This is a genomic window from Pseudomonas sp. McL0111, assembly GCF_052567255.1.
Genome location: NZ_CP199585.1, coordinates 701,567 through 720,620 on the forward strand (window position 1 = coordinate 701,567; position 19,054 = coordinate 720,620).

The window sequence follows — 19,054 nt, forward strand, 5'->3', positions numbered from 1 at the left end:
CAGGGTCGTCGGGGTCGGCGCTTAGCGGGCGGACACGGCAAATTCCGGCAGGTCACCGGTTTTCAGCCCGCGCTTGATCGCGGTCTGGGTGAACAGACGGTCTTCCAGTGCAACGTTGTACTGCAACTGGTTGAAGCGCATTTCCGAGCGCGTACCGTCGATGAAGTGCTCGGTTTCACTCAACACAATGCTGTCGATCGAATCGATGGTTTCAACTTTCTGCGTACGCATCTGCTTGATCAACACACCTTTGACGTCGAAAAAGTCCTGACGCATGACCAGAAAATTCTGCTTGTCGATCCACACTTTCAGCTTGTTGTAACCGGTCTTGGCCAACACTTCGGGGGATGCCGGCTCGCGTTCGATCACGTAGCAGTCGCGGCCCTTGATCTGCTCTTCGCCAAGCAGCTTCTGCGAATAATCCTTGACCCGGATCTTGTCCAGATCGGCGTACGAGTACTCACTGCCCATGAACGAACCGCGCTTGTCGGTGGTGGAAATGCGTCGCGTCTGACGGCTGACCGGCAGGTACATCCACTGGCTGTCTTCCAGGCCCAGGGTTTCGTGCGGGTTTTCGATATGGAAGGCGACGTCGCGCACATCGGTCGGTGCAGAAAAGTACATGCTGAATTTGTCGCTGTCCGGGTAGTCCTTTTGCAGGTAGGTGAACTCGCGAACGCGGGTATTGCCCTTCTTGTCATGGAGGATCAGCGATACCTGGGACATGAAGCTGGTACCGTCATTGCGATCACGTACCTGACGGATGATTTCATCGGCATTGCCAGCCTCCGCGGCACTGACGCAGGCGCTACCGAGGATCAATACCGCGGTGGTGAGACTTTTCAAAAACGGCAACATAAGAACTTCCCTTTTCGTCGGATGAGTGCGTTTACGCCTGCGCCACCGTGGCGGCAGGCTTCATGGGGTTAGAACAGATAACCGGCGGACAGGCGCACTTGATCGCGCTTGCTGTACTCGCCGAAAGCCCGGTCGGGCCTGCCGAAGAACACGTCAACCTCCAGTCCGAGCTTGATGTAATCCACCGGTTTGTAGGTGAAGATGCCTTGCAGCAAAGCGTTGTCCTGAAACGGTGGTGAGGCGGCAGCCACCAGGCGACTCTTGAGACGATCCTGCCAATGGGTGCCTTCGGCAGACAGGGTGAACAGCGGCTCGCGCTTGTCCTGCAACATGCCGTCCTGCCAGTCGAGCAGCACTTGCTCCTGCCACTGCGCGGAGATCAGCCAGTCACGCAACAGGTAGTCGACACCCAGTAAAGACTTGACCATCGGCGTGCTGTCGGCGCCGTAGGCTCGCGTCGGATTGGTCACCCGCCATTGGTCGAAATACGCAACTTCACTGCGCACCACGATGCTGTGACCGGCATCGATCGCCAGCCCGGCACCGCCCATGGTGTAACGGGGAAATTGCCGCTCCAGCCGTGTGCGACCGTCATCGGCCAAGCCTTCGACCGCGTAGACCGGGTCCTGCTGACGGGCGCTCAAGGCAACGAAACTGGTGTCCACTGCGCCGATCCGGCCATTGGCACTCAAGCCATAGGAATAACCTTTGTCACCGTCATATCCAGGCTTGGAATCGAGCAGAAAATACTGCGGGTCCGGTGCGGCAAACAACGGCGCGGCAAATTCACTCCCCGCTACCGGCGGCTGGTTTTTCAGGAAGTCGGTAATCCACAGCGCTTCCAGTTCCCACTCGCCGACCGGTTGCGCAAACCGCACCATCGGTACGGCGATGCGGCTGTCCTCCAACAATGGTGTCAGACCATCGCGGTAATCCAGCGGGTTGATCTGATCGAGCACACGCAATTCATCCGCGCGGCCCCAGACCACTTGCTGCCAGCCAACCGTGACTTCTCCGTCACCCAGCGAATGACCCACGTACAGATGTCGCCAGTCGGCATCGAAGCGATACTTGTCCCGTGCCCGCTCGCTGTACGGATTATTTCCGTCATAGCGCGCGTCGTAACGCACGCGCCCCTTGGCCTTGTAGTAGCCGCCGTCCCAGTTGTCCTCGACGTTGGCCTTGAAGTACACAGCTTTCTGCGTGATCTGATCGTCACCGTGCAGGCGTATCGCCGTGGCCACGCCGACTTCACCGTCGGCGTAATCGGGCTTGAGATCATCGACGGTAAATTCCGCCAGCGCGGCGGGCGCAGTCATGCACGCCCATACCGCACACGCGATGTGGCTGATTTGAAATCGAGGCATCGTTTACATTCCCAACCCGACACCGCCATCGATCACCAGGCTCTGGGCCGTCACTCCGCCGGCCCCGGGGCTCGCCAGATAACGCACCATCGCCGCAACCTCTTCGCTCTGGATGAAGCGCCGCATCGGCAGTTTCTTCTTCGCATTGCGTACGATCTGTTCCTGGGTCAGTCCGGCAATCGCCGCTTGCGTCGCCAGTTCACCCTGCAGCATCGGCGTATCGATCCAGGCCGGCAGAATGGCGTTGACGGTGATCTGCCGCGACGCCAGGTCCAGTGCCAGCGCCTTGGTCATGCCGACGATGCCGTGTTTGGAAGCGCAATACGCGGTGTTGCGCACCTTGCCGGCACGACCAAGGATCGACGACATGTTGATGATGCGACCACGGTCAGGCATCAGCGCCAGACACAATGAAGTCACGTAGAACGTGCCGTTGAGATTGACCGAAATCACCTTGTGCCAGTTGTGCAGATCTTCCGGCTCGTTCTCGTTGCAGATGCCGGCACTATTGACCAGCACATCGACGTATTCGACCTGTGAACCGAGCGTCTTGAAAAACGCTTCCATGGCCGGCAAGTCGGCAATGTTTGCCGCGTGGGTTTCAACCTGCGCCTTGATCTGCTGTTGTTGCTCATCAACCCAGCGCTGTAATTCCGGCAAGTCCAGATCCAGCAGGATCAGACGATTGCCTTGCTCGGCGGCAAAATCCTCGGCCACCGCCCGGCCAATGCCCTTGGCGGCACCGGTGATCAGAATGGTCCGGCTCATGGCATTTTCAGCCCGCCGTTGACCGGCAGGACCTCCCCGGTCAGGTACAGGCCGCGGTCGGCGATGTACAACACCGCCTCGGCAATTTCCTCGGGTTCGGCATAACGCTTGATCAGCAGACGCGACTGGATTTCCTCCTCCTGAGTGCCAATCAGCGCCGTGCTCATTTCCGTCCTGACGATGCCCGGAGCCACCGCATTGACGCGAATGTTGCGCGGCGCCAGTTCCACCGCCAGAGCGCGGGTCAAGGATTCGACTCCGCCCTTGGCCGCTGCATAGTTGCTCTGCCCCTTGCCGGGCTTCTGCGCCGCCACCGAGCTGATGTTGACGATGCAACCACTGCGCTGACGCAACATGCCCGGCACCACTTGCTGACAGCAGAGCAAGGTGCCGATCAGATTGGTCTGGATCACCTCGACGATGTCGCGGGTCGAAAGAGTTGCCAGCAAGCCGTCACGGGTAATGCCGGCGTTGTTGACCAACAGGTCGATGCGCTGGAAATGCTGGTCGACCCGTTCGAAAAACGCCTTGATGCTGTCGCCGCTGCTGACATCGCATTGCAGCGCCAGACAATCGATCCCCGACGCTTGCACCTCATCGCGCAAAGACATCGCCGCGACTTCATCGCGCACGTAACTGAACGCGATCTGATAACCCGCCCCGGCCAGGGTCAGGACAATTGCCCGACCGATGCCACGACTGCCACCGGTCACCACTGCTACTTTATTCGGCATGACCGTTCCTTAGAGCGAATTGTCGGTTTTGAACTGAGCGAGGCTGAAACCATGGGTCGCCGCCAGCGCACGAATCTGCTGCACCTGCTCGCGGCTGATATCGCCGAAGGAGTAGTGCTGTTTCATTCCGGACAGGCCCATCAACACCGACTCGGCCATGCACGCATACAACTGGCCTTGCTTCAGGTAGGCACGGACGTTTTTCACCAAACCATCGCCCAGTGGCGTCTGCACGATGCCGCCATGCATGTAGAGCACGTCAGCGCGCTGGCTGGCGAGTTTCTGATCGACGTTCAACGGCACGGCGATATCGCAGATCACGCTGTTTTGCGCGAAGTGTTCGCTCCCCAGAAACGCCTGAGGTGCGTTCGCGGCGCAGAGCACGATGCGTGCCTGCTTCAACATTTCAAGATCATTGCTGACAGTGATGAAGGCGTTTGCACCCAGGCGCTCTTCCACCAGTTTCGCTACACGCAGGCCCAGGTCGGCGCTGGTGCCGTGGGCGTTCAGCAACGCATCGATACCGTCAATTTTCTGCAAGCGACGGGCGAGTCGATCGTGCTCGGCGACACCTTTGAGAATGCCGCGGGCGGCTTCGGCATAGATCTGCTGAGCGGTTTTCTCCAGGCGACGCAAGGAGCCGTCGCGGCCGCTGCCGATGAGGATCAAATGCTCGACGCTGGTCGACAACAGAGAGGCGTAGGTCGAAGCGATGTTACCGGCGGCCCCCACTACTGCTGCGGTTTGCTGGCTCAGTTCAAGCCCCTGCTGCTTGCAGCCCTGCTCGATGGCTTCCAGGCCCATGCCAATGGTCAGCGCGTTGCCGGACGTCAGCGCCATGTCGGGAATCTGCAGCGCCTGGCAGTTGTTAGTGACAATCGAGGTGTACATGCCCAGTCCGGCCACGCTGTAACCATCGGCGCGGGCATCCTTGATGCGATTGCCGACTTCTTCGCGAATGGTCTCCAGATCACCACTGGCGATGTACGCCGCCATCGCGTCGGAATCCATGCACAACGGATACAGGGTGAACTCCACGGCCGTGCCGAGTTTCGAGCGAATCTGCACCGGGCCGATTGGCGCCGCTCGGCGCTCGGGGGCCATGCGCTTGATGAACTCGCGTTTCTGCTCGGCGCTCAGACTCGACAACGAAGGGTCGACATCGCTGAGCATGTCCGAGTCGATCAAATGGTTGATGAACGCCACGCGAGCCACCACGCGTACGTTCTCGTCAGACTTTGGGAGGTTCTCGCTCTCCTTGAAGCTGACTTCGCGAGCCGGCACGTCGGCGATACTGTCGGCACACACACCGGCCACCAGAGGGAAGGCATCACGCCGACGCAACATGTCGCAGACCTTCTGCAAGGAGCCGATCAACCCGTCGATTTCTTCGAAAGTGATGCACACCGGCGGCTCCAGGCGGATCACATTGGCGTTACTGCCCGACGGCGCTACTCGCAGTGATTCAAATTGCAGCAGATAGCCGGCAATGATGTAACCCAGGGCATCGTTGTACTGAGCCGAAGCCTGGACCAGCGAACTGGTACCGGTCAGGTCATGCAGCTCAAAGCCCAGCAGCAACCCGCGACCACGCACGTCAGCGATTACATCCGGGTAAGCCGCTTTGAGTTCCAGCAGCGAAGACTTGAGGTACTCACCTTTCTTGTTCACATCCTTGAGCATCGCGCTGTCGTTTTCGAACAAGCGTCGCAAGGCTGAAATGGCGATATGGCAAGACGCATCGTCTTCGGCGAAGGTCGAGCTGTGGATGTAGCTGAAATCGTTTTCGTAGTGGCTGGCGCGGATCACGGTTGCGGCGATTTTCATCAAGCCACCGCCCAGCGCTTTGGACAGGCAGTAGTAATCACCTTGCAAGTTGAAATGGCTCGCGCCCAGCAAGGTGCCGGTACGGCCGAAACCCGATTGCACTTCATCGATGATCAGCGGGCATTGCTGCTCGTTGCACAGACGTCGCAGGCCCAGATAGAACTCATTGGCAAACTCGTTGATCCCGCCTTCGCCCTGGATCGGTTCGAGTAATACTGCGGTGATCGCGCTGAACGCCTCGCGGCGCAGCTGCAGGGTTTCACCATCCCATGCCAGGTTCAGCCAGTGACGAACGTGGCGGGCCGGCAAGTCTTGCAGTTGCTGCGGTTGATGGGGATCGATGAATTCGACATTGAGACCGAAACGGGCGAACGGCTTGCGGTACTGTTTGCCGTACGTCAATTGAACAGTGTTCACCAGTTTGCCGTGGAAGCTGCCACGCACAGCGAGGAATACCGGCTCGACATGCAGCTGCGCCAGGTTGTGCTGACGCACCGCTTCAGCCACTTGACGTACGGTGACGCTGGACAGATTTTGCGGTAGCAACCCGGCCGGCAGATCGAGGTCGTCGACGTCCAGCTCGACGTAAGCCTTATCGCTGGCGAGCAGATTGGCCAGGGCGAAATCGCGCTCGTCGAATTGCTTCTGCAGGTTTTTCTGGCGACGGTATTCGGCGTGTTTGACGGCGATTTCCACCGACTCGGCACCACTGTTGGAGAAGGTCGAAATGTAGCGCTCGGTGTTGTTCAACTCGTGATTGAACGCTTCACTGAGCTCACGCCCCAACTGACCGGCAGCACCGCGCACCGACATCTGTGCGTTGAACGGCACATCGGCACGCAAAAGACCGCAGAGTTGATCGACAAATTGTGGATCGTTATGGCCATACAACGCCGCACCATATCCGCCGAGGAAGTCGGTGACAGTCACCTCTTCGCCCTGTCTGTCGCGGTAAAACAGCTTACTGCCCAGCGCTCGATGGAACTGGCATTCCAGGCCCAGCGCCTGCATCAGTTCGACAAATTTTGGCCGTACGTAATCGCGGTAATCCATGACAGTTTTATCCCTTGAGTAAAAAATCAGATGCGTTGCGAGGCGTCCGGACGTTCAGTCGGCCGCGCGAAATTCGAGTTGGTAGCAGGCACTGAAGCCGTTGTCGTCGCGGTTGATGACCAGGCAATCGTGCAGGACCGCATCGCGCGGTTCCCCGGTGACAAACGGCAGATGCGCATCCACCGATTGCTGCAGCCCGATGACGGGTGTGATGCTTTGGGCGTGCAAGGTCTGTCGGGCGAGGATCAAGTCAACCAGACTTGGCGCACCGCTGAGAATGCCGGTCAGCGGCGTGCTGCTGGTGATGTGTACGGCACCGGCTCGCGCCAGCGTACGTGCCAGGCTGGTATCTTTTTGCGGGTCGCCCGTGGCGCTGCTGATCAGTAGATCAACCTGTTTGTCCGGCAGATTCAGTGAGTCCAGACGCGGGTGCGCGAAAAGCGCCGTCAGACAGGTTTTCGGCCCTGCAGGCAAATCATCGGCACGTCGCAGCACCAGCGCTGCGGCGCCCTCGCCAGCAATACCGCCAGTGCCTTGACGATCAAAAGCACGCAGGCTTTGCGAGCCGTCGCTGCTGATCACGCCTGCCTCGGCGAGGGCGGCGAGCGCCAGCGGATCGAGTTCACTCCCGGCGCCGACGACAATGGCCGCATCGATACGACCACTTTGCAATGCCGCGCAGGCTTCGCGCAGTGCCGCCAGATTGCCGGCCACACCTTGCATGTAAGCGTTGCTTTCGCACTCCAGTTTCAGCGCCAGACTGACGACCCCGAGCAAACCGTTGCTCAGGCTTTTAAGCACCAGAAACGGATCGAGCGCACGCTCCTGCAATACACGTTGCGCGAGGCGCCGCATATCGGCACCGCCCTCGGTTTGACACTCCTGCAACAGTTCACCGTAGGAGGCAATAGACGGGTGGGTGTAACCGCCCTGACAGCAATAGAGACCGAAACGCACACCGTCGGCGCCCGGTTCAAGTCCGGCTTCTGCCAGCGCCTGCCGCACTGCACTGACACCCCAGATCACCGCTGGCGGGCAGTAACGCTGAAGGTTTTGCGCAACGTCCTGGCGGCTGCGTTGATGATCGTCATCAGCGACATGCCCGAACGCTGTGACACGCTCGCTGTAGAACAGCGGCGAGTGCAGGGGCGAAATCGCGCTGCGACCTTCGCGCGCCGCCGACCAGAAACGCTCGACGCCCCAACCGCTGGGCAACACACAGCCGCTGCCAGCGATGGCGATACGCGCAGTGACGTTTGTCATTGTCCGTGCTCCCGATATTTACCAAGGGCCAGCGAGGTGTTCAGGCCGCCAAAACCAAAAGAGTTGCTCAGCGCATAATCCACCCGGCGGCTGACGGCTTGCCCGGCGCAATAATCCAGATCGCACCGCTCATCGGCGTCATGCAGGTTCACCGTGGGCGTGACCAGATCATTCAGGCAGGCCAACGCGGTGACGATGCATTCAGGCGCTCCGGCGGCGGCAATCAGATGGCCGAATTGCGATTTGTTGGCACTGACGGCCAAGGCTTGATAGTGCTTGTGCTCGGCGAACACATTTTTGATCGCCAGGGTTTCGGCAACGTCGTTGAGCGGTGTCGAGGTGCCGTGAGCGTTGATCAGATCGATCTGCTGCGCACGCAGACCAGCGTCATCCAGCGCCGCTTGCATCGCCAGTGCCGCACCCCGCCCTTCGGGTTGCGGGGCGGTGACTTTGTAAGCGTCAAGGCTGCTGCCGAAACCGAGCACTTCGGCATAGGGCGTCGCACCACGGGCCAAGGCATGCTCCAGGCTTTCCAGCACAACGAAACCACCACCTTCACCGGCAATCAGGCCACTGCGATCACGATCGAACGGGCGGCACAGATCGGCGCCCCAGCGTTGCTCACCCGAAGCAGCTCCGAGCAGATACAAGGCGGCCATGGTGTCGAGATTGAGTACCGAGTCGGCGCCACCAGCCAGCGCAACGCTGACTTCGCCACGACGAATCATCTGAAAGGCATTACCGATGGCTTGCGAAGCGCCGGCACAGGCACTGCTGATATTGATCACCGGCCCTTCGCATCCCAGATCATCAGCGATCACCCGCGCCAGACGGTCATTGCCTTGACGCAGTGAGCCTTCGGCACTCACTTGTGCCGAGCGCGTCATCAGGTGTTGCCAACCCGCTGCGCCGCCATCCGTTGCCTCGGTCAACAGCATGTCGGCGAGCATGTGTTGCGGTGCACCTGAGGCACACAATACAGCGGCGCCGCGTAACTGCTCCGGCATCAGGCCGCTGTCGCTGACCGCTTGCGTGGCGGCCACCCAGCCAAACCGGCTGCGTTTTTCCAGCGGCACGGTCCAGGCCGGATGGTTTTGCAGTTTTTCCGGCAACAGGCTCATATCGACAGGTGCCGCATAGCGCACTGCAAACGCGCCGTCCTGCACGTCCTCCGGCTGCCATGGCCGAACACAATGTTCAGCGCCAAGCATTTTTTCCCAAAGGGTTTGCCACTCGAAACCGAACCCGGTAACGGCGCCCATTCCGGTGATCACAATCCGTGTCGCACTCATGCGTGCTTCTCCATGGTTTCACTGACCAACAACAACGCGCCCCAGTGACCGGCGCGGGTGTGGCTGACGAGCAGCGTGTAGCCCGGCGTCGCCGCCGGATCACGGCTGTGGTGCAGGGTCAGCGCGACTTCCGTCAGCAGGCTGCTGGCGCCCAACTCCCCGGTCACGGCGCGCGTGCTGCGAACGTCGCGTTGCGAGGCTTCAAGCAACTTCATCAGTTGCGCATCATCGGGATTGCCGACGATGTGTTCGACGTCGCCCACGCGCAGCTTCTCCAGACTCAGGGCCTGATCGATGACGCGTTGGCCAACGGCGGATGCCCGTTGCGGATTGGCACTGTAACCGCGGGCAAAACCAGCCACGCGCACGCACTGTGGCGCACCTTGAGGGGGAGTCGAAGCCAGCAGCAGCGCTGCGGCGCCCTCACCGAAAACCGGCTCGCTGGCCGGGTCCTGCTCGCGTAGATACAGGGCCGGAGTCAGGTTCGGACTCGTACTGACCACCAGCGCAGCCTCGGCATGTCGCTCGGCAATCTGCTGGCAGGCCTCGATCAATGCATCGAGCCCGGCGTTGCTTTGAGAACAGAACCCGCCCATCGGCCCATGGCAATTCAACGCTTCGGCGACATAAGCCATCACGCTGCTGTTGAGTAAGGTCAACGCATGCAGTGGCGGCGTATTGGCCAGCAATTGACCGAGTTGTTTTTGCGGCTGTTCGATGATCGCCTGCACCGCATCCCAGCAGGGGCTTGGCGCGTCAACTTCCGGAATGGCTGCCGTCAGGGCAATGCGCGTCGCCGGCAGCTGCAACGCCGCCAGTGATGGCGCCAGCCGTGCTGCGCAATGCAGCAGACGCAAACCCTGCGGCTCGACGCTGCGCTGGATCTTGCGGTCGAACAGATCGCTGGGCAGACGTGGTGTCGGCAGAGCAAAAGCCTGGCGCTGTGGATCAAATGCCAGTGGTTGCGCAGCGGTCGGCGTACCAAGCAAATCGGCGCATTCGCTACCGGCCGCATTCAGCACCGCTGCCGCATTGATATAGATGGCTCTGCTCATGTCACGCCCTCCCCAGAACCAGCGAGCTATTGATGCCGCCGAAACCGAAAGAGTTGGACATCACCACGTTGATCGACTGTCGCACTGGCTCGCTCAAGAATTTCAGCGAAGCGTATTCGGCACGCTCATGCTGGTAATTCAAGGTCGGCAGCAGCACGCCATCGCGCAGGCTCATCAGTGACAGCACCGCTTCAATTGCGCCACTGCCTGCCAGGGAATGTCCGATGGCGGATTTGTTCGCCGTGAAGGTCATGAAGTCCTGACATCCGCCGAACAGCCGCTGCAACGCCAGCGCTTCGCAACTGTCATTGGCTTGAGTGGATGTACCGTGGGTGTTGACGTGTTGCACGGCACTGCGCAGCAGCCCGGCATCTTCGATTGCAGCTTCCATGCATTCCTCGTATTTGCTGCCATCGCGACTGCTGGAGGTCATTTTCTGAGCCTCGCAAACATTCGCGTAACCCAACACCCGTCCCAGTGGCGCAACCTTGCGCCGCCGGGCGTGCTCAGCGGACTCGAGAACGACCATCGCCGCCCCCTCACTGAGCACGAAACCACTGCGGTCAGGCATGAACGGGCGGCTTTGTTCGCACGCAGGAAGATCGGCCTGACAGAGCGCTCCAAGGCTGTTGAACATGTAATACGGCAGTTCGTTGGCCATCAGTTCGACCGCGCCGCAAATGGCCAGATCGATCTCTCCCCGCTCTATCGCCCGGTAAGCACTGCCGATGGCCATTGTCCCGGCGGCGCAGGCGTCGGAGTGGGTCGAGATGTGATCGCGAATACCGAGCAGGTCGGCCAAGTGTTGCGTCTGCTGGTCGACCCGCCGTACGAACGTCGCACCCGAAGGTGCCGGGCTGTCCAACAAACGATCCAGATCGACGCCTCCTGACGCATTCATACAGCGACTGACTCGATGCAGGTCGTGGCTGTCGGCACAGTACTTGTTGGCCCCCAGAAACAAACCGCTGCGACTGTGGGCAAAGTCCGCCGCCGTCAGACCGGCATGCTCCAGAGCCTGCCGGGCAACGTATTCGGCCAGCACACTTTGCCGTGGATGCAACGCCGCGTTGCCACCGAAACCTGCACTGATCTGCTGCCACTGCGCATCATCGATAAACCCGGCCGCGCTGTTATTGAATCCCAGCGCCTTGAACCGCGGATGCTCGCGGACACAGGATTGCTTCCGGCAAATCCGCTCGAACAACGTGGCGGCGTCCAGCGCCATGGGCGCAACCAGACCGAACCCGCTCACAAAGACTTCTCGTGCCCGCATGAGAACTCCTACACCGTCTCTTTGACGTGAGTGGCGACAAACTGCTCAACCAGTTGACGGGAAACTTCATCACCATCGGCCGGCACCAGTCGTGCACTGCATGCACCGCATACCACTTGCTGGCGCTCGTTCAAGACAGCTTGGCGGGCATTGCAATCCGGGCAGCTAGCCGGCAGGTAGTTGAAGAGATTGCGGCACTGATTGGCCCAGTTACGCACGGTGGTAGCGGCAAACACCTGGGCGGGTTGCATTCCGGCCTTGAGCTGGTCAGGGGTATAGGCGCTCAGACTTTGCTCAAGCAGGGCCTTGCCGCTTTCGGTGATGCGACCGTTAGCGAGAAACTCGCTGGCGTCACCGCAGACAACAACCGCGTGCTCGAGCACGCTGGTTTTCGGCAGCGTGCAGCCATATTGGCGGCCCAACTGAAAGCTCAGATCGACGATATCCAGCGAGTCGGCACCGAGATCTTCGACGATACTGCTGTGTTCATCAATGTCATCAACCCCCATTACCAACAGCTGCGCCAGAATCTCGCGAGTGCTGGCAATGACATGTTCCAAGTCCAATGGATTGTTCATTTCTATCTCCCTATAAGTCGTGACAACTTCATAAATTCGGCTTATGAAAAGTAACTTTTCCCACAGCAACTTCTCACGCGGCAGAAATCTAAACTCTGCCCTTAAGGGGAGAGTCAACGAACTATTCAAGGTTTTTTTACAACTTTTAAAAGTCGTGAAAAAGCCCACAGACATTGCACCTGATTGGTGCAAAGAGTCATCGCAGGCGACTTATTTGCTTAATAAACACAGGGTATGGTGGAGCGACTGCGCATTCACGCAGTGCAAGACATGGAGTGCAACTTAGTCGTGACAGCACAGACGTACAAAAAAACAAAATCCGCACAAGTAAAATAGTTATAACTTCATAACCATTGTTTTAGATCAGTACTGCCGTTAAATGATTTTGCTGGAGGGTTTAGTCACCCTTGAGTAGCGTTTATAGATAACTGAATGTCGAGCACAGACATCTGGCAAAGAGCATGGCGCTATACGGTGAGCTTCCGTTTTATCGCCTGCTCTGGAGCCGACACATGACCGCACCTATCACCGTTCTGCGCGACACCCACCCGCTGCCGGTACTCGATGCCTGCAAATGGGAAAAACTCGAAGGCGACCCGCACACCGTCAACCTCAACGCCTACACCAGCGAAGATGGCAGCAAGATCATGGGCACCTGGATTTGCACACCGGGCAAGTGGTATGTGGAATACGTGAAGTGGGAATACTGCCATTTCCAGGAAGGCTACTGCGTCATCACCCCGGAAGGCATGGCGCCAATCCATCTGCGTGCTGGCGATATTTTCGTCATCGAACCGGGGATGAAAGGCACGTGGGAAGTGGTCGAGACCGTGCGCAAATATTTCGTGTTTGCCTGATGCAAAAACGCCGGGAGATCACCTGTGGCGATTCCCGGCAAATGTACTGATGGCCACGACAGACCCTGTGGTGAGGGGATTTATCCCCGACCGGCTGCGAAGCAGTCGCAAAACCTGAAGGCTCGGTTTGACTGATCTTTCGCGGGGGCCGCTTCGCGACCCAACGGGGATAAATCCCCTCGCCACAAGAGCCCGATTGCCCGGGCTCTTGTGGTGAAGGTTACTGCGGTTTGCGATAGCTATTGATGATCGCCGAAAAATCTTTCCCGCCCTCCCCGCGCAAGCTCATCGCCTGATACAACTGCTGCGCCACTGCGCCGAGCACCACCGGTTGGTGCGCCTGGCGTGCAGCTTCAGTCGCGAGGCCCAAATCCTTGAGCATCAACTCGGCACCAAAACCACCGGTATAACCACGTGATGCCGGCGCCGTTTCAATGACCCCCGGCCACGGGTTGTAGGTGTCCGAACTCCAGCAACGTCCGGTCGAACTGTTGATGATCCCCGCCAGCACGCCGGTATCGATACCCAACGCATCGCCGAGGGCCATGGCTTCGCTGACTCCGACCATGGAAATCCCCAGCAGCAGGTTGTTGCAGATCTTGGCGATTTGCCCGGTGCCGACGTCACCGCAATGCACGATGTTACGGCCCATTTGCGCCAACACCGGTTGCAGAGTGGCGAACAGTTCCGGGGTGGCGCCGACCATGAAGGTCAGCGTCCCTGCCGCCGCGCCGCCAGTGCCGCCGGAGACCGGAGCATCCGCCACGGTCACGCCTTGTCTGGCCGCTGCGGCTGCCACATCACGGGCGGTCTGCGGGTCGATGGTGCTGCAATCCACCGCAGGGACGCCTTTGCCGATGCCGGCCAGCACGCCATCCTCACCCAGCCAGACGCTGCGCACATGCACGGCGGCGGGCAGCATGGTGATGACCAGTTCGGCATCCTCGGCGGCCTCGCGGGCCGTGGCGCGAATGCTCCCGCCGAGTTGTTCCAGCTCCGCCAACACGGTTTTGTTCAGGTCAACCAGGTTCAGCGAGTGGCCGGCCTTGATCAGGTTGCGCGCCATCGGCGCGCCCATGTTGCCGAGGCCGATAAATGCGATTTTCATGGCAGTTCCTCAGCGCAGATTGATAGTGGTGTTCACGCCGTCGTTGACGCTGTCGTCATCAAACCAGCGCGCCGTAACGGTCTTGGTCTGAGTGTAGAACTGCACCACTTGTTTGCCGTACGGGCCTAGGTCGCCGAGTTTCGAACCACGTGAACCGGTGAAACTGAAGAACGGCACTGGCACCGGAATCGGGATGTTGATGCCGACTTGGCCAACGTCGATTTCAGTCTGGAATTTGCGCGCTGCTGCGCCACTCTGGGTGAACAGGCCGGTGCCATTACCAAACGGGTTGGCGTTGACCAGCGCAATGGCCTGATCGAGGGTGTCGACTTCCAGCACCACCAGCACTGGGCCGAAGATTTCCTGGGTGTAGATCTGCATGTCGGTGGTCACCCCGGAGAACAGGGTTGGCCCGACAAAGTTGCCTTGCTCGTAACCCGGCACGCTGATGTCGCGACCATCGAGTTCGAGCTTGGCGCCCTCCTTGATGCCGCTTTCGATCAGATCAAGAATCCGCGCCTTGGCTTTTTTCGAGATCACCGGACCAACATCGGTGCCCGCCTCGTTACCGGCGTTGACCTTGAGTTTCTGCGCCAGTGCTTTCAGATCAGGCAGCCATTTTTTCGCCGCACCGACCAGCACTACCACCGACGTAGCCATGCAACGCTGACCCGCCGCACCGAAACCGGCGCCGACCAGTGCATTCAGCGCTTGCTCGCGATTGGCATCCGCCAGCACCACGGCGTGGTTCTTCGCGCCCATCATCGATTGCACGCGTTTGCCATGTTTACCGGCGAGGTCGTAGACGTGGGTGCCGACAGCGGTCGAACCGACGAACGACACGGCTTTGATGTCTTTGTGCGTGCACAGGCCATCGACCACGCCTTTGCCGCCGTGCACCACGTTAAGTACGCCAGCCGGAACGCCAGCCTCAATCGCCAGCTCCACCAGCAGCAGCGTCGATAATGGGTCCTGCTCGGAAGGCTTGAGCACGAAGGTGTTGCCGCAAGCGATGGCCATCGGGAACATCCACAGCGGAATCATCGCCGGGAAGTTGAACGGGGTGATCCCGGCACACACGCCGATTGGCTGACGCAGGGTGTAGGTATCGACACCGCCAGCGACGTTTTCGGCGAACTCGCCCATTTGCAGGGTGCCGATGGAGCAGGCGTGCTCGACCACTTCCAGGCCACGGAAAATATCGCCCTCGGCGTCGGCAATGGTCTTGCCCTGCTCGGCGCTCAGGACCACGGCGATGCGTTTGGAGTGTTCGCGGATCAGCGCTTGCAGCTTGAGCATGATGCGCATGCGGGCGCCGATCGGGGTCAGCTTCCAGGTCTGGAACGCGCGGTGCGCGGCGCTGACGGCGGCGTCGACTTCAGCCGCGGTGGCGAACGGGACTTTGGCCAGCACTTGCTGGGTCGCCGGGTTGACGATGTCGTGCCATTCGGTGGACTGCGATTCGACCCATTCACCGTCGATCAGCAGTTTGACCTTTTGTACGGTGGTCTCGTTGGGCGTAAGCGATGCGTTCATGCTGGTCTCCGGAACTTGTTTTTATCGTAGGGAGCCAAGGCGAGAAGTTCGCCTTGCTATGAGGCGTGTACCGCGAATTGGTTGTCGGACTGTTTTTGGAGTATAGATGTGCAAACTTCTAATAAGAACGCACATAAAAGCCCGTCCATCATGCAAAAAAACATCACCTCTTTAGGTTCGCTGAACTGGGATGACCTCAAGTTTTTTCTCGAAGTCGCCCGTACCCGCAAGGCCAGCACCGCGGCCAAACGCCTGGCGGTCGACTACACCACGGTGTCGCGGCGCATCAGTTCGCTTGAGGCTGCGTTAGGGACTTTATTGTTTGAGAAATCGCGCACCAGCGGTTTCGTCCTGACCGCCGAGGGCCAGCGTTTGCTGGGTTATGCCGAGTCGATTGAAAGCACGCTGCACATGGCTTGCGAGCAAGTGTCCGGCTCCGGCGTCGCGTTGTCGGGGCATGTGCGCATGGGCTGCACCGAGGGTTTCGGCAGTTTTTTCATCACCCCGCAACTCAGTCACTTCGTCGATGCCTACCCGGCGATTTCGGTGGATATCCTGCCGCTGCCACACTTCATCAGCCTGTCCAAACGTGAAGCTGACATCGTCATCGCCCTCGAACGTCCGGAACACGGGCCGTACGTCTGCTGCAAACTCTGCGACTACCGTTTGCAGCTGTATGCGACTCAGGACTATCTCGACAAACACCCACCAATCCGCCGCCCCGCCGACCTGGGCAAGCATCAATTCATCAGTTATGTGGATGATTTGGCGTTCAGCTCGGAGCTGTTGTACCTGGCGAACGTGCTGCCGGGGGCCAATGCGCATTTGCGCAGCACCAGCGTGATCGCGCAATTCGTCGCGGCGCAGCAAGGACGATCACTGGCGATTCTGCCGTGCTTCCTCGCCGCCCAAGACCCGCGCCTGCTGCCGGTATTGCCGGAGGAAATCGACATCACCCGGCAGTTCTGGATGTACTGCCGGGAGGACCTGCGCAAGCTCAAGCGGATTACCCTGTTGTGGGATTACATCCGTGAGGTGACCGAGCGCAATCAGCCGCTGTTGATGGGGGAAAGCCGGGAGATGCAGTTCGCCGATTAATCGGCGCTGACCACAATCGCCACCCGGCGGTTTTCCGTACGACCCGCCGCCGTGTCGTTGGAGGCCACCGGTTCGCTGCTGCCCAGGCCCTGCAACTGAATGTTCTGTTCTTTCATGCCGACTGTGCCCAGCACCTTGGCCACACTCTTGGCGCGGCGCAGGGACAGTTGCTGGTTGTAGGTTTCCTTGCCCGAGGCGTCGGTGTGGCCATCGACCCGCACTCGTTCGATGCCCACTCCCAGCAACGCCTTGCCGATACGCTGAACGATTTCGGTGCTCTGGTTGTTCAGGCTTTCGATGTCACTGCCAAACAGCACTTTGCCCGAAAGGCCGAACTCCCAGCCTTCGTCGGTCAGCTCGAAACCTTGTTGCTTGAGCACGGCGACTTGCGCCGGGGTCAGGCCTTTTTGCGGTGCAGTCTGGCAACCGGTGAGGGCCAGTGCGGCCATCAACAGCAGTGCGGAAAACAATCGAACGGGAAGTGTAAACACGGGAATCAGCTCCTGGTTTGAACGGAATCTACCGGGTGCTCCGACCCGGCGGTGAATTGGGCGCCGCGAGACAGGCGTTTGGCTTGATACATCGCCGCATCGGCGGCATTCAGCAAGCCACCCGGCGTGGCGCCATGATCGGGGTAAACGGCGATGCCGATACTGAGCGACGTCACGACACTGGTATCGCCCGGCAGCGCGATGGGCATGTCCATGCTGGCGAGAATCTTGTCGGCGATGCGCTCGGCGTCTTCGATCTTGTGCAGCGGCGCGAGCAGCACGGCGAATTCGTCACCGCCCAGACGCGCGACCAAGTCCTCTTCGCGCAATTGCGCACGCACCCGGTTGGCGACGGCAACCAAGACTGCATCGCCGGCCGCGTGGCCGAAGTTGTCATTGATGCCTTTGAAACGGTCACTGTCGAGAAACAACACCGCCACTCGCTCATTGAGCTTGCCGGCATTGCGCAGGGCGCGAATCAACCGTCCTTCGAAAAACGCGCGATTCGGCAAACCGGTAAGGCTGTCGTGACTGGCCTGATGGGCGAGAGTTTCGTTTTCGCTTTGCAGGTTGTTCTGCCAGGACTCCAGTTCATCGAGCAAGGCATTGAAGTCGTTGCCCAGGTTGTCGAGTTCGGCGATTTGCGCCGGTGGCGCACGCCGATCCAGCGCACGCTCGCTGCGGGCGGCGTGAGCTACAGCTGCGAGGCTGTGCAGCGGGCCGATAATCCCGCGTAACTGCCGGCGCGCCAGATACAGCGCAACCCAGGCACTGATCGCGGTACAGAGAATGATCCCCGCCAGACCGCTCAGCAGAAAGCGCATCAGGCTACCGCCGTGGCCCGTGAGCAATACATGACCGATTTCGCGGTCCTGATGGATGATCGGCAGATTGATCGGCTTTTCCAGAATGGCGCGGGTGATCTGCATTTCGAGGTTGGAGAACAAGCCATTTTCCGGTCGCTGCCAGCGCGCCAGCAACTGGCCTTGTTCATCCAGTACCTGGGCGTCTGCCACTTCTTCAGTGGAAGCGATCAAAGCCAACGCTTCAGTCGCGGCACTCTTGTCGTTGAACACCACCGCCGCCTCGACGGTGTAGCTGATCGAGCGGGCGATCAGATGCAGGTTGTGATCGGCATACACCCGCAGCGCCAACACGCCCAACAGGGTCAGCGAAACGCTGGCCATCGCCACGCCCACCAGCGCAACGATCAAGTGCCCACGGCCAATGACCGAGCCCAGTGTCGGGCGGGCTTTCAATCTGGGCCGCTTCATGGCGCCGCCGCTTTACGACGTGACAGTTGCAGTACGCTTGGATGAATGCGCACGCCGCTGCGGGCGACAGAGTCGAGATTGACTTCGAAGGACACCTGATCGTCGCCAACCCGCAGGCAGAACAGGCTGCCAACGGTGCACTGATCGCCACCTTCGCTGATGCTCAGCACCGGATGTCCAATCAGCGAGGCAAACAGCCGACTGCGTTCATCGGCGGTGAGTTTGCCGATGTACACCGCATCGCATTCACTGACGATGGTCGGGTTGTCGGCCAGCAGTCGGCGCACGGTGACCGGTCGGCCAGTGGCTTGGGTGGTGCCTTTGACCAGATCGTCGGTGTATTCGGTAGGGCCGACAATGCACAGTCGCAACTGCGCAGGTTCTACCGGCCAGCGCGCATAACTGAGGATGCCCAAAACCACCTGGGTAACGGATTTGGCCCGTTGTTCGGCCACGCCCGTCGGCGTTTGTGGTTGAGCGACGGCTACGCCCGTCAGCAAACAGAGCAGACCGACAAGCAACGCCTGCTTGCAGCCAGCCACGCGCTCTGTCGCCCAGACAGCCAGCTTCATGCAGGTATTCTCTTGGATCGTACAGAAATGATGCCGCAACGATAGCA

General features: G+C 59.8%; 17 protein-coding genes. 2 read left to right on the top strand and 15 right to left on the bottom strand.

Going from position 1 to position 19,054, the window contains the following annotated elements:
* Positions 1-21 precede the first annotated feature (21 nt).
* The 10 genes from ACTWLJ_RS03315 to ACTWLJ_RS03360 form a co-directional block, all read right to left on the bottom strand.
* Positions 22-858 carry an outer membrane lipoprotein-sorting protein gene (locus ACTWLJ_RS03315; protein ID WP_445179855.1) on the bottom strand — a complete coding sequence of 279 codons (837 nt, stop codon included), beginning with the start codon at positions 856-858 and terminating at the stop codon, positions 22-24.
* 68 nt (positions 859-926) lie between these two features.
* The gene (locus ACTWLJ_RS03320) at positions 927-2,225 is read right to left on the bottom strand and encodes a DUF1302 family protein (protein WP_445179856.1); all 1,299 of its coding nucleotides are present in this window, start codon (positions 2,223-2,225) and stop codon (positions 927-929) included.
* Positions 2,226-2,228: 3 nt separating this feature from the next.
* Positions 2,229-2,993 (bottom strand): SDR family NAD(P)-dependent oxidoreductase, encoded by a 765-nt coding sequence (locus tag ACTWLJ_RS03325; RefSeq protein ID WP_445179857.1) that lies wholly within the window; start codon positions 2,991-2,993, stop codon positions 2,229-2,231.
* Entirely contained in the window at positions 2,990-3,727 is a 738-nt protein-coding gene (locus ACTWLJ_RS03330) for a 3-oxoacyl-ACP reductase family protein (RefSeq protein ID WP_445179858.1), read from the bottom strand. The genes ACTWLJ_RS03325 and ACTWLJ_RS03330 overlap by 4 nt, the downstream gene beginning before the upstream one ends.
* A gap of 9 nt (positions 3,728-3,736) precedes the next feature.
* Positions 3,737-6,607, bottom strand: a complete 2,871-nt coding sequence (locus tag ACTWLJ_RS03335; RefSeq protein ID WP_445179859.1) for an aminotransferase class III-fold pyridoxal phosphate-dependent enzyme — start codon at positions 6,605-6,607, stop codon at positions 3,737-3,739.
* Between the two features lie 54 nt (positions 6,608-6,661).
* A complete protein-coding gene (locus ACTWLJ_RS03340; RefSeq protein ID WP_445179860.1) occupies positions 6,662-7,870 on the bottom strand; it encodes a beta-ketoacyl synthase N-terminal-like domain-containing protein in 1,209 nt (402 codons plus the stop codon).
* Complete coding sequence (locus ACTWLJ_RS03345; protein ID WP_445179861.1) at positions 7,867-9,162, bottom strand: beta-ketoacyl-[acyl-carrier-protein] synthase family protein; 1,296 nt, start codon at positions 9,160-9,162, stop codon at positions 7,867-7,869. Before ACTWLJ_RS03345 ends, ACTWLJ_RS03340 begins: the two co-directional genes overlap by 4 nt.
* Positions 9,159-10,217 (bottom strand): beta-ketoacyl synthase, encoded by a 1,059-nt coding sequence (locus tag ACTWLJ_RS03350; RefSeq protein WP_445179862.1) that lies wholly within the window; start codon positions 10,215-10,217, stop codon positions 9,159-9,161. Before ACTWLJ_RS03350 ends, ACTWLJ_RS03345 begins: the two co-directional genes overlap by 4 nt.
* Position 10,218: 1 nt before the next feature.
* Positions 10,219-11,493 carry a beta-ketoacyl-[acyl-carrier-protein] synthase family protein gene (locus tag ACTWLJ_RS03355; RefSeq protein ID WP_445179863.1) on the bottom strand — a complete coding sequence of 425 codons (1,275 nt, stop codon included), beginning with the start codon at positions 11,491-11,493 and terminating at the stop codon, positions 10,219-10,221.
* Positions 11,494-11,501: 8 nt separating this feature from the next.
* A complete protein-coding gene (locus ACTWLJ_RS03360; protein WP_445179864.1) occupies positions 11,502-12,071 on the bottom strand; it encodes an acyl carrier protein in 570 nt (189 codons plus the stop codon).
* Positions 12,072-12,583: 512 nt separating this feature from the next.
* On the opposite strand from ACTWLJ_RS03360, the gene ACTWLJ_RS03365 reads away from it, so the two are divergent.
* Entirely contained in the window at positions 12,584-12,928 is a 345-nt protein-coding gene (locus ACTWLJ_RS03365; protein ID WP_007988984.1) for a cupin domain-containing protein, read from the top strand.
* Positions 12,929-13,148: 220 nt separating this feature from the next.
* Here the strand turns inward: ACTWLJ_RS03365 and mmsB are convergent, their stop codons facing one another.
* Together mmsB and ACTWLJ_RS03375 are read right to left on the bottom strand one after the other, a co-directional pair.
* A complete protein-coding gene (gene mmsB, locus ACTWLJ_RS03370; protein ID WP_445179865.1) occupies positions 13,149-14,036 on the bottom strand; it encodes a 3-hydroxyisobutyrate dehydrogenase in 888 nt (295 codons plus the stop codon).
* 9 nt (positions 14,037-14,045) lie between these two features.
* Positions 14,046-15,572, bottom strand: coding sequence for a CoA-acylating methylmalonate-semialdehyde dehydrogenase (locus tag ACTWLJ_RS03375; protein WP_445179866.1), 1,527 nt, complete (start codon positions 15,570-15,572; stop codon positions 14,046-14,048).
* 150 nt (positions 15,573-15,722) lie between these two features.
* Here ACTWLJ_RS03375 and ACTWLJ_RS03380 point away from each other — a divergent pair, with 150 nt between their 5' ends.
* Entirely contained in the window at positions 15,723-16,670 is a 948-nt protein-coding gene (locus tag ACTWLJ_RS03380) for a LysR family transcriptional regulator (RefSeq protein ID WP_445179867.1), read from the top strand.
* Here ACTWLJ_RS03380 and ACTWLJ_RS03385 read toward each other — a convergent pair.
* The 3 genes from ACTWLJ_RS03385 to ACTWLJ_RS03395 are packed head-to-tail and all read right to left on the bottom strand — an operon-like array spanning position 16,667 to position 19,007.
* Entirely contained in the window at positions 16,667-17,119 is a 453-nt protein-coding gene (locus ACTWLJ_RS03385; protein WP_401216441.1) for an OmpA family protein, read from the bottom strand. The two genes, ACTWLJ_RS03380 and ACTWLJ_RS03385, sit on opposite strands and share 4 nt — an antisense overlap.
* 47 nt (positions 17,120-17,166) lie before the next feature.
* On the bottom strand, positions 17,167-18,435 hold the full coding sequence (locus ACTWLJ_RS03390; protein WP_445179868.1) for a diguanylate cyclase domain-containing protein: 1,269 nt from the start codon (positions 18,433-18,435) through the stop codon (positions 17,167-17,169).
* Positions 18,432-19,007, bottom strand: a complete 576-nt coding sequence (locus ACTWLJ_RS03395; protein ID WP_445179869.1) for a YfiR family protein — start codon at positions 19,005-19,007, stop codon at positions 18,432-18,434. Before ACTWLJ_RS03395 ends, ACTWLJ_RS03390 begins: the two co-directional genes overlap by 4 nt.
* Between the last annotated feature and the right edge of the window lie 47 nt (positions 19,008-19,054).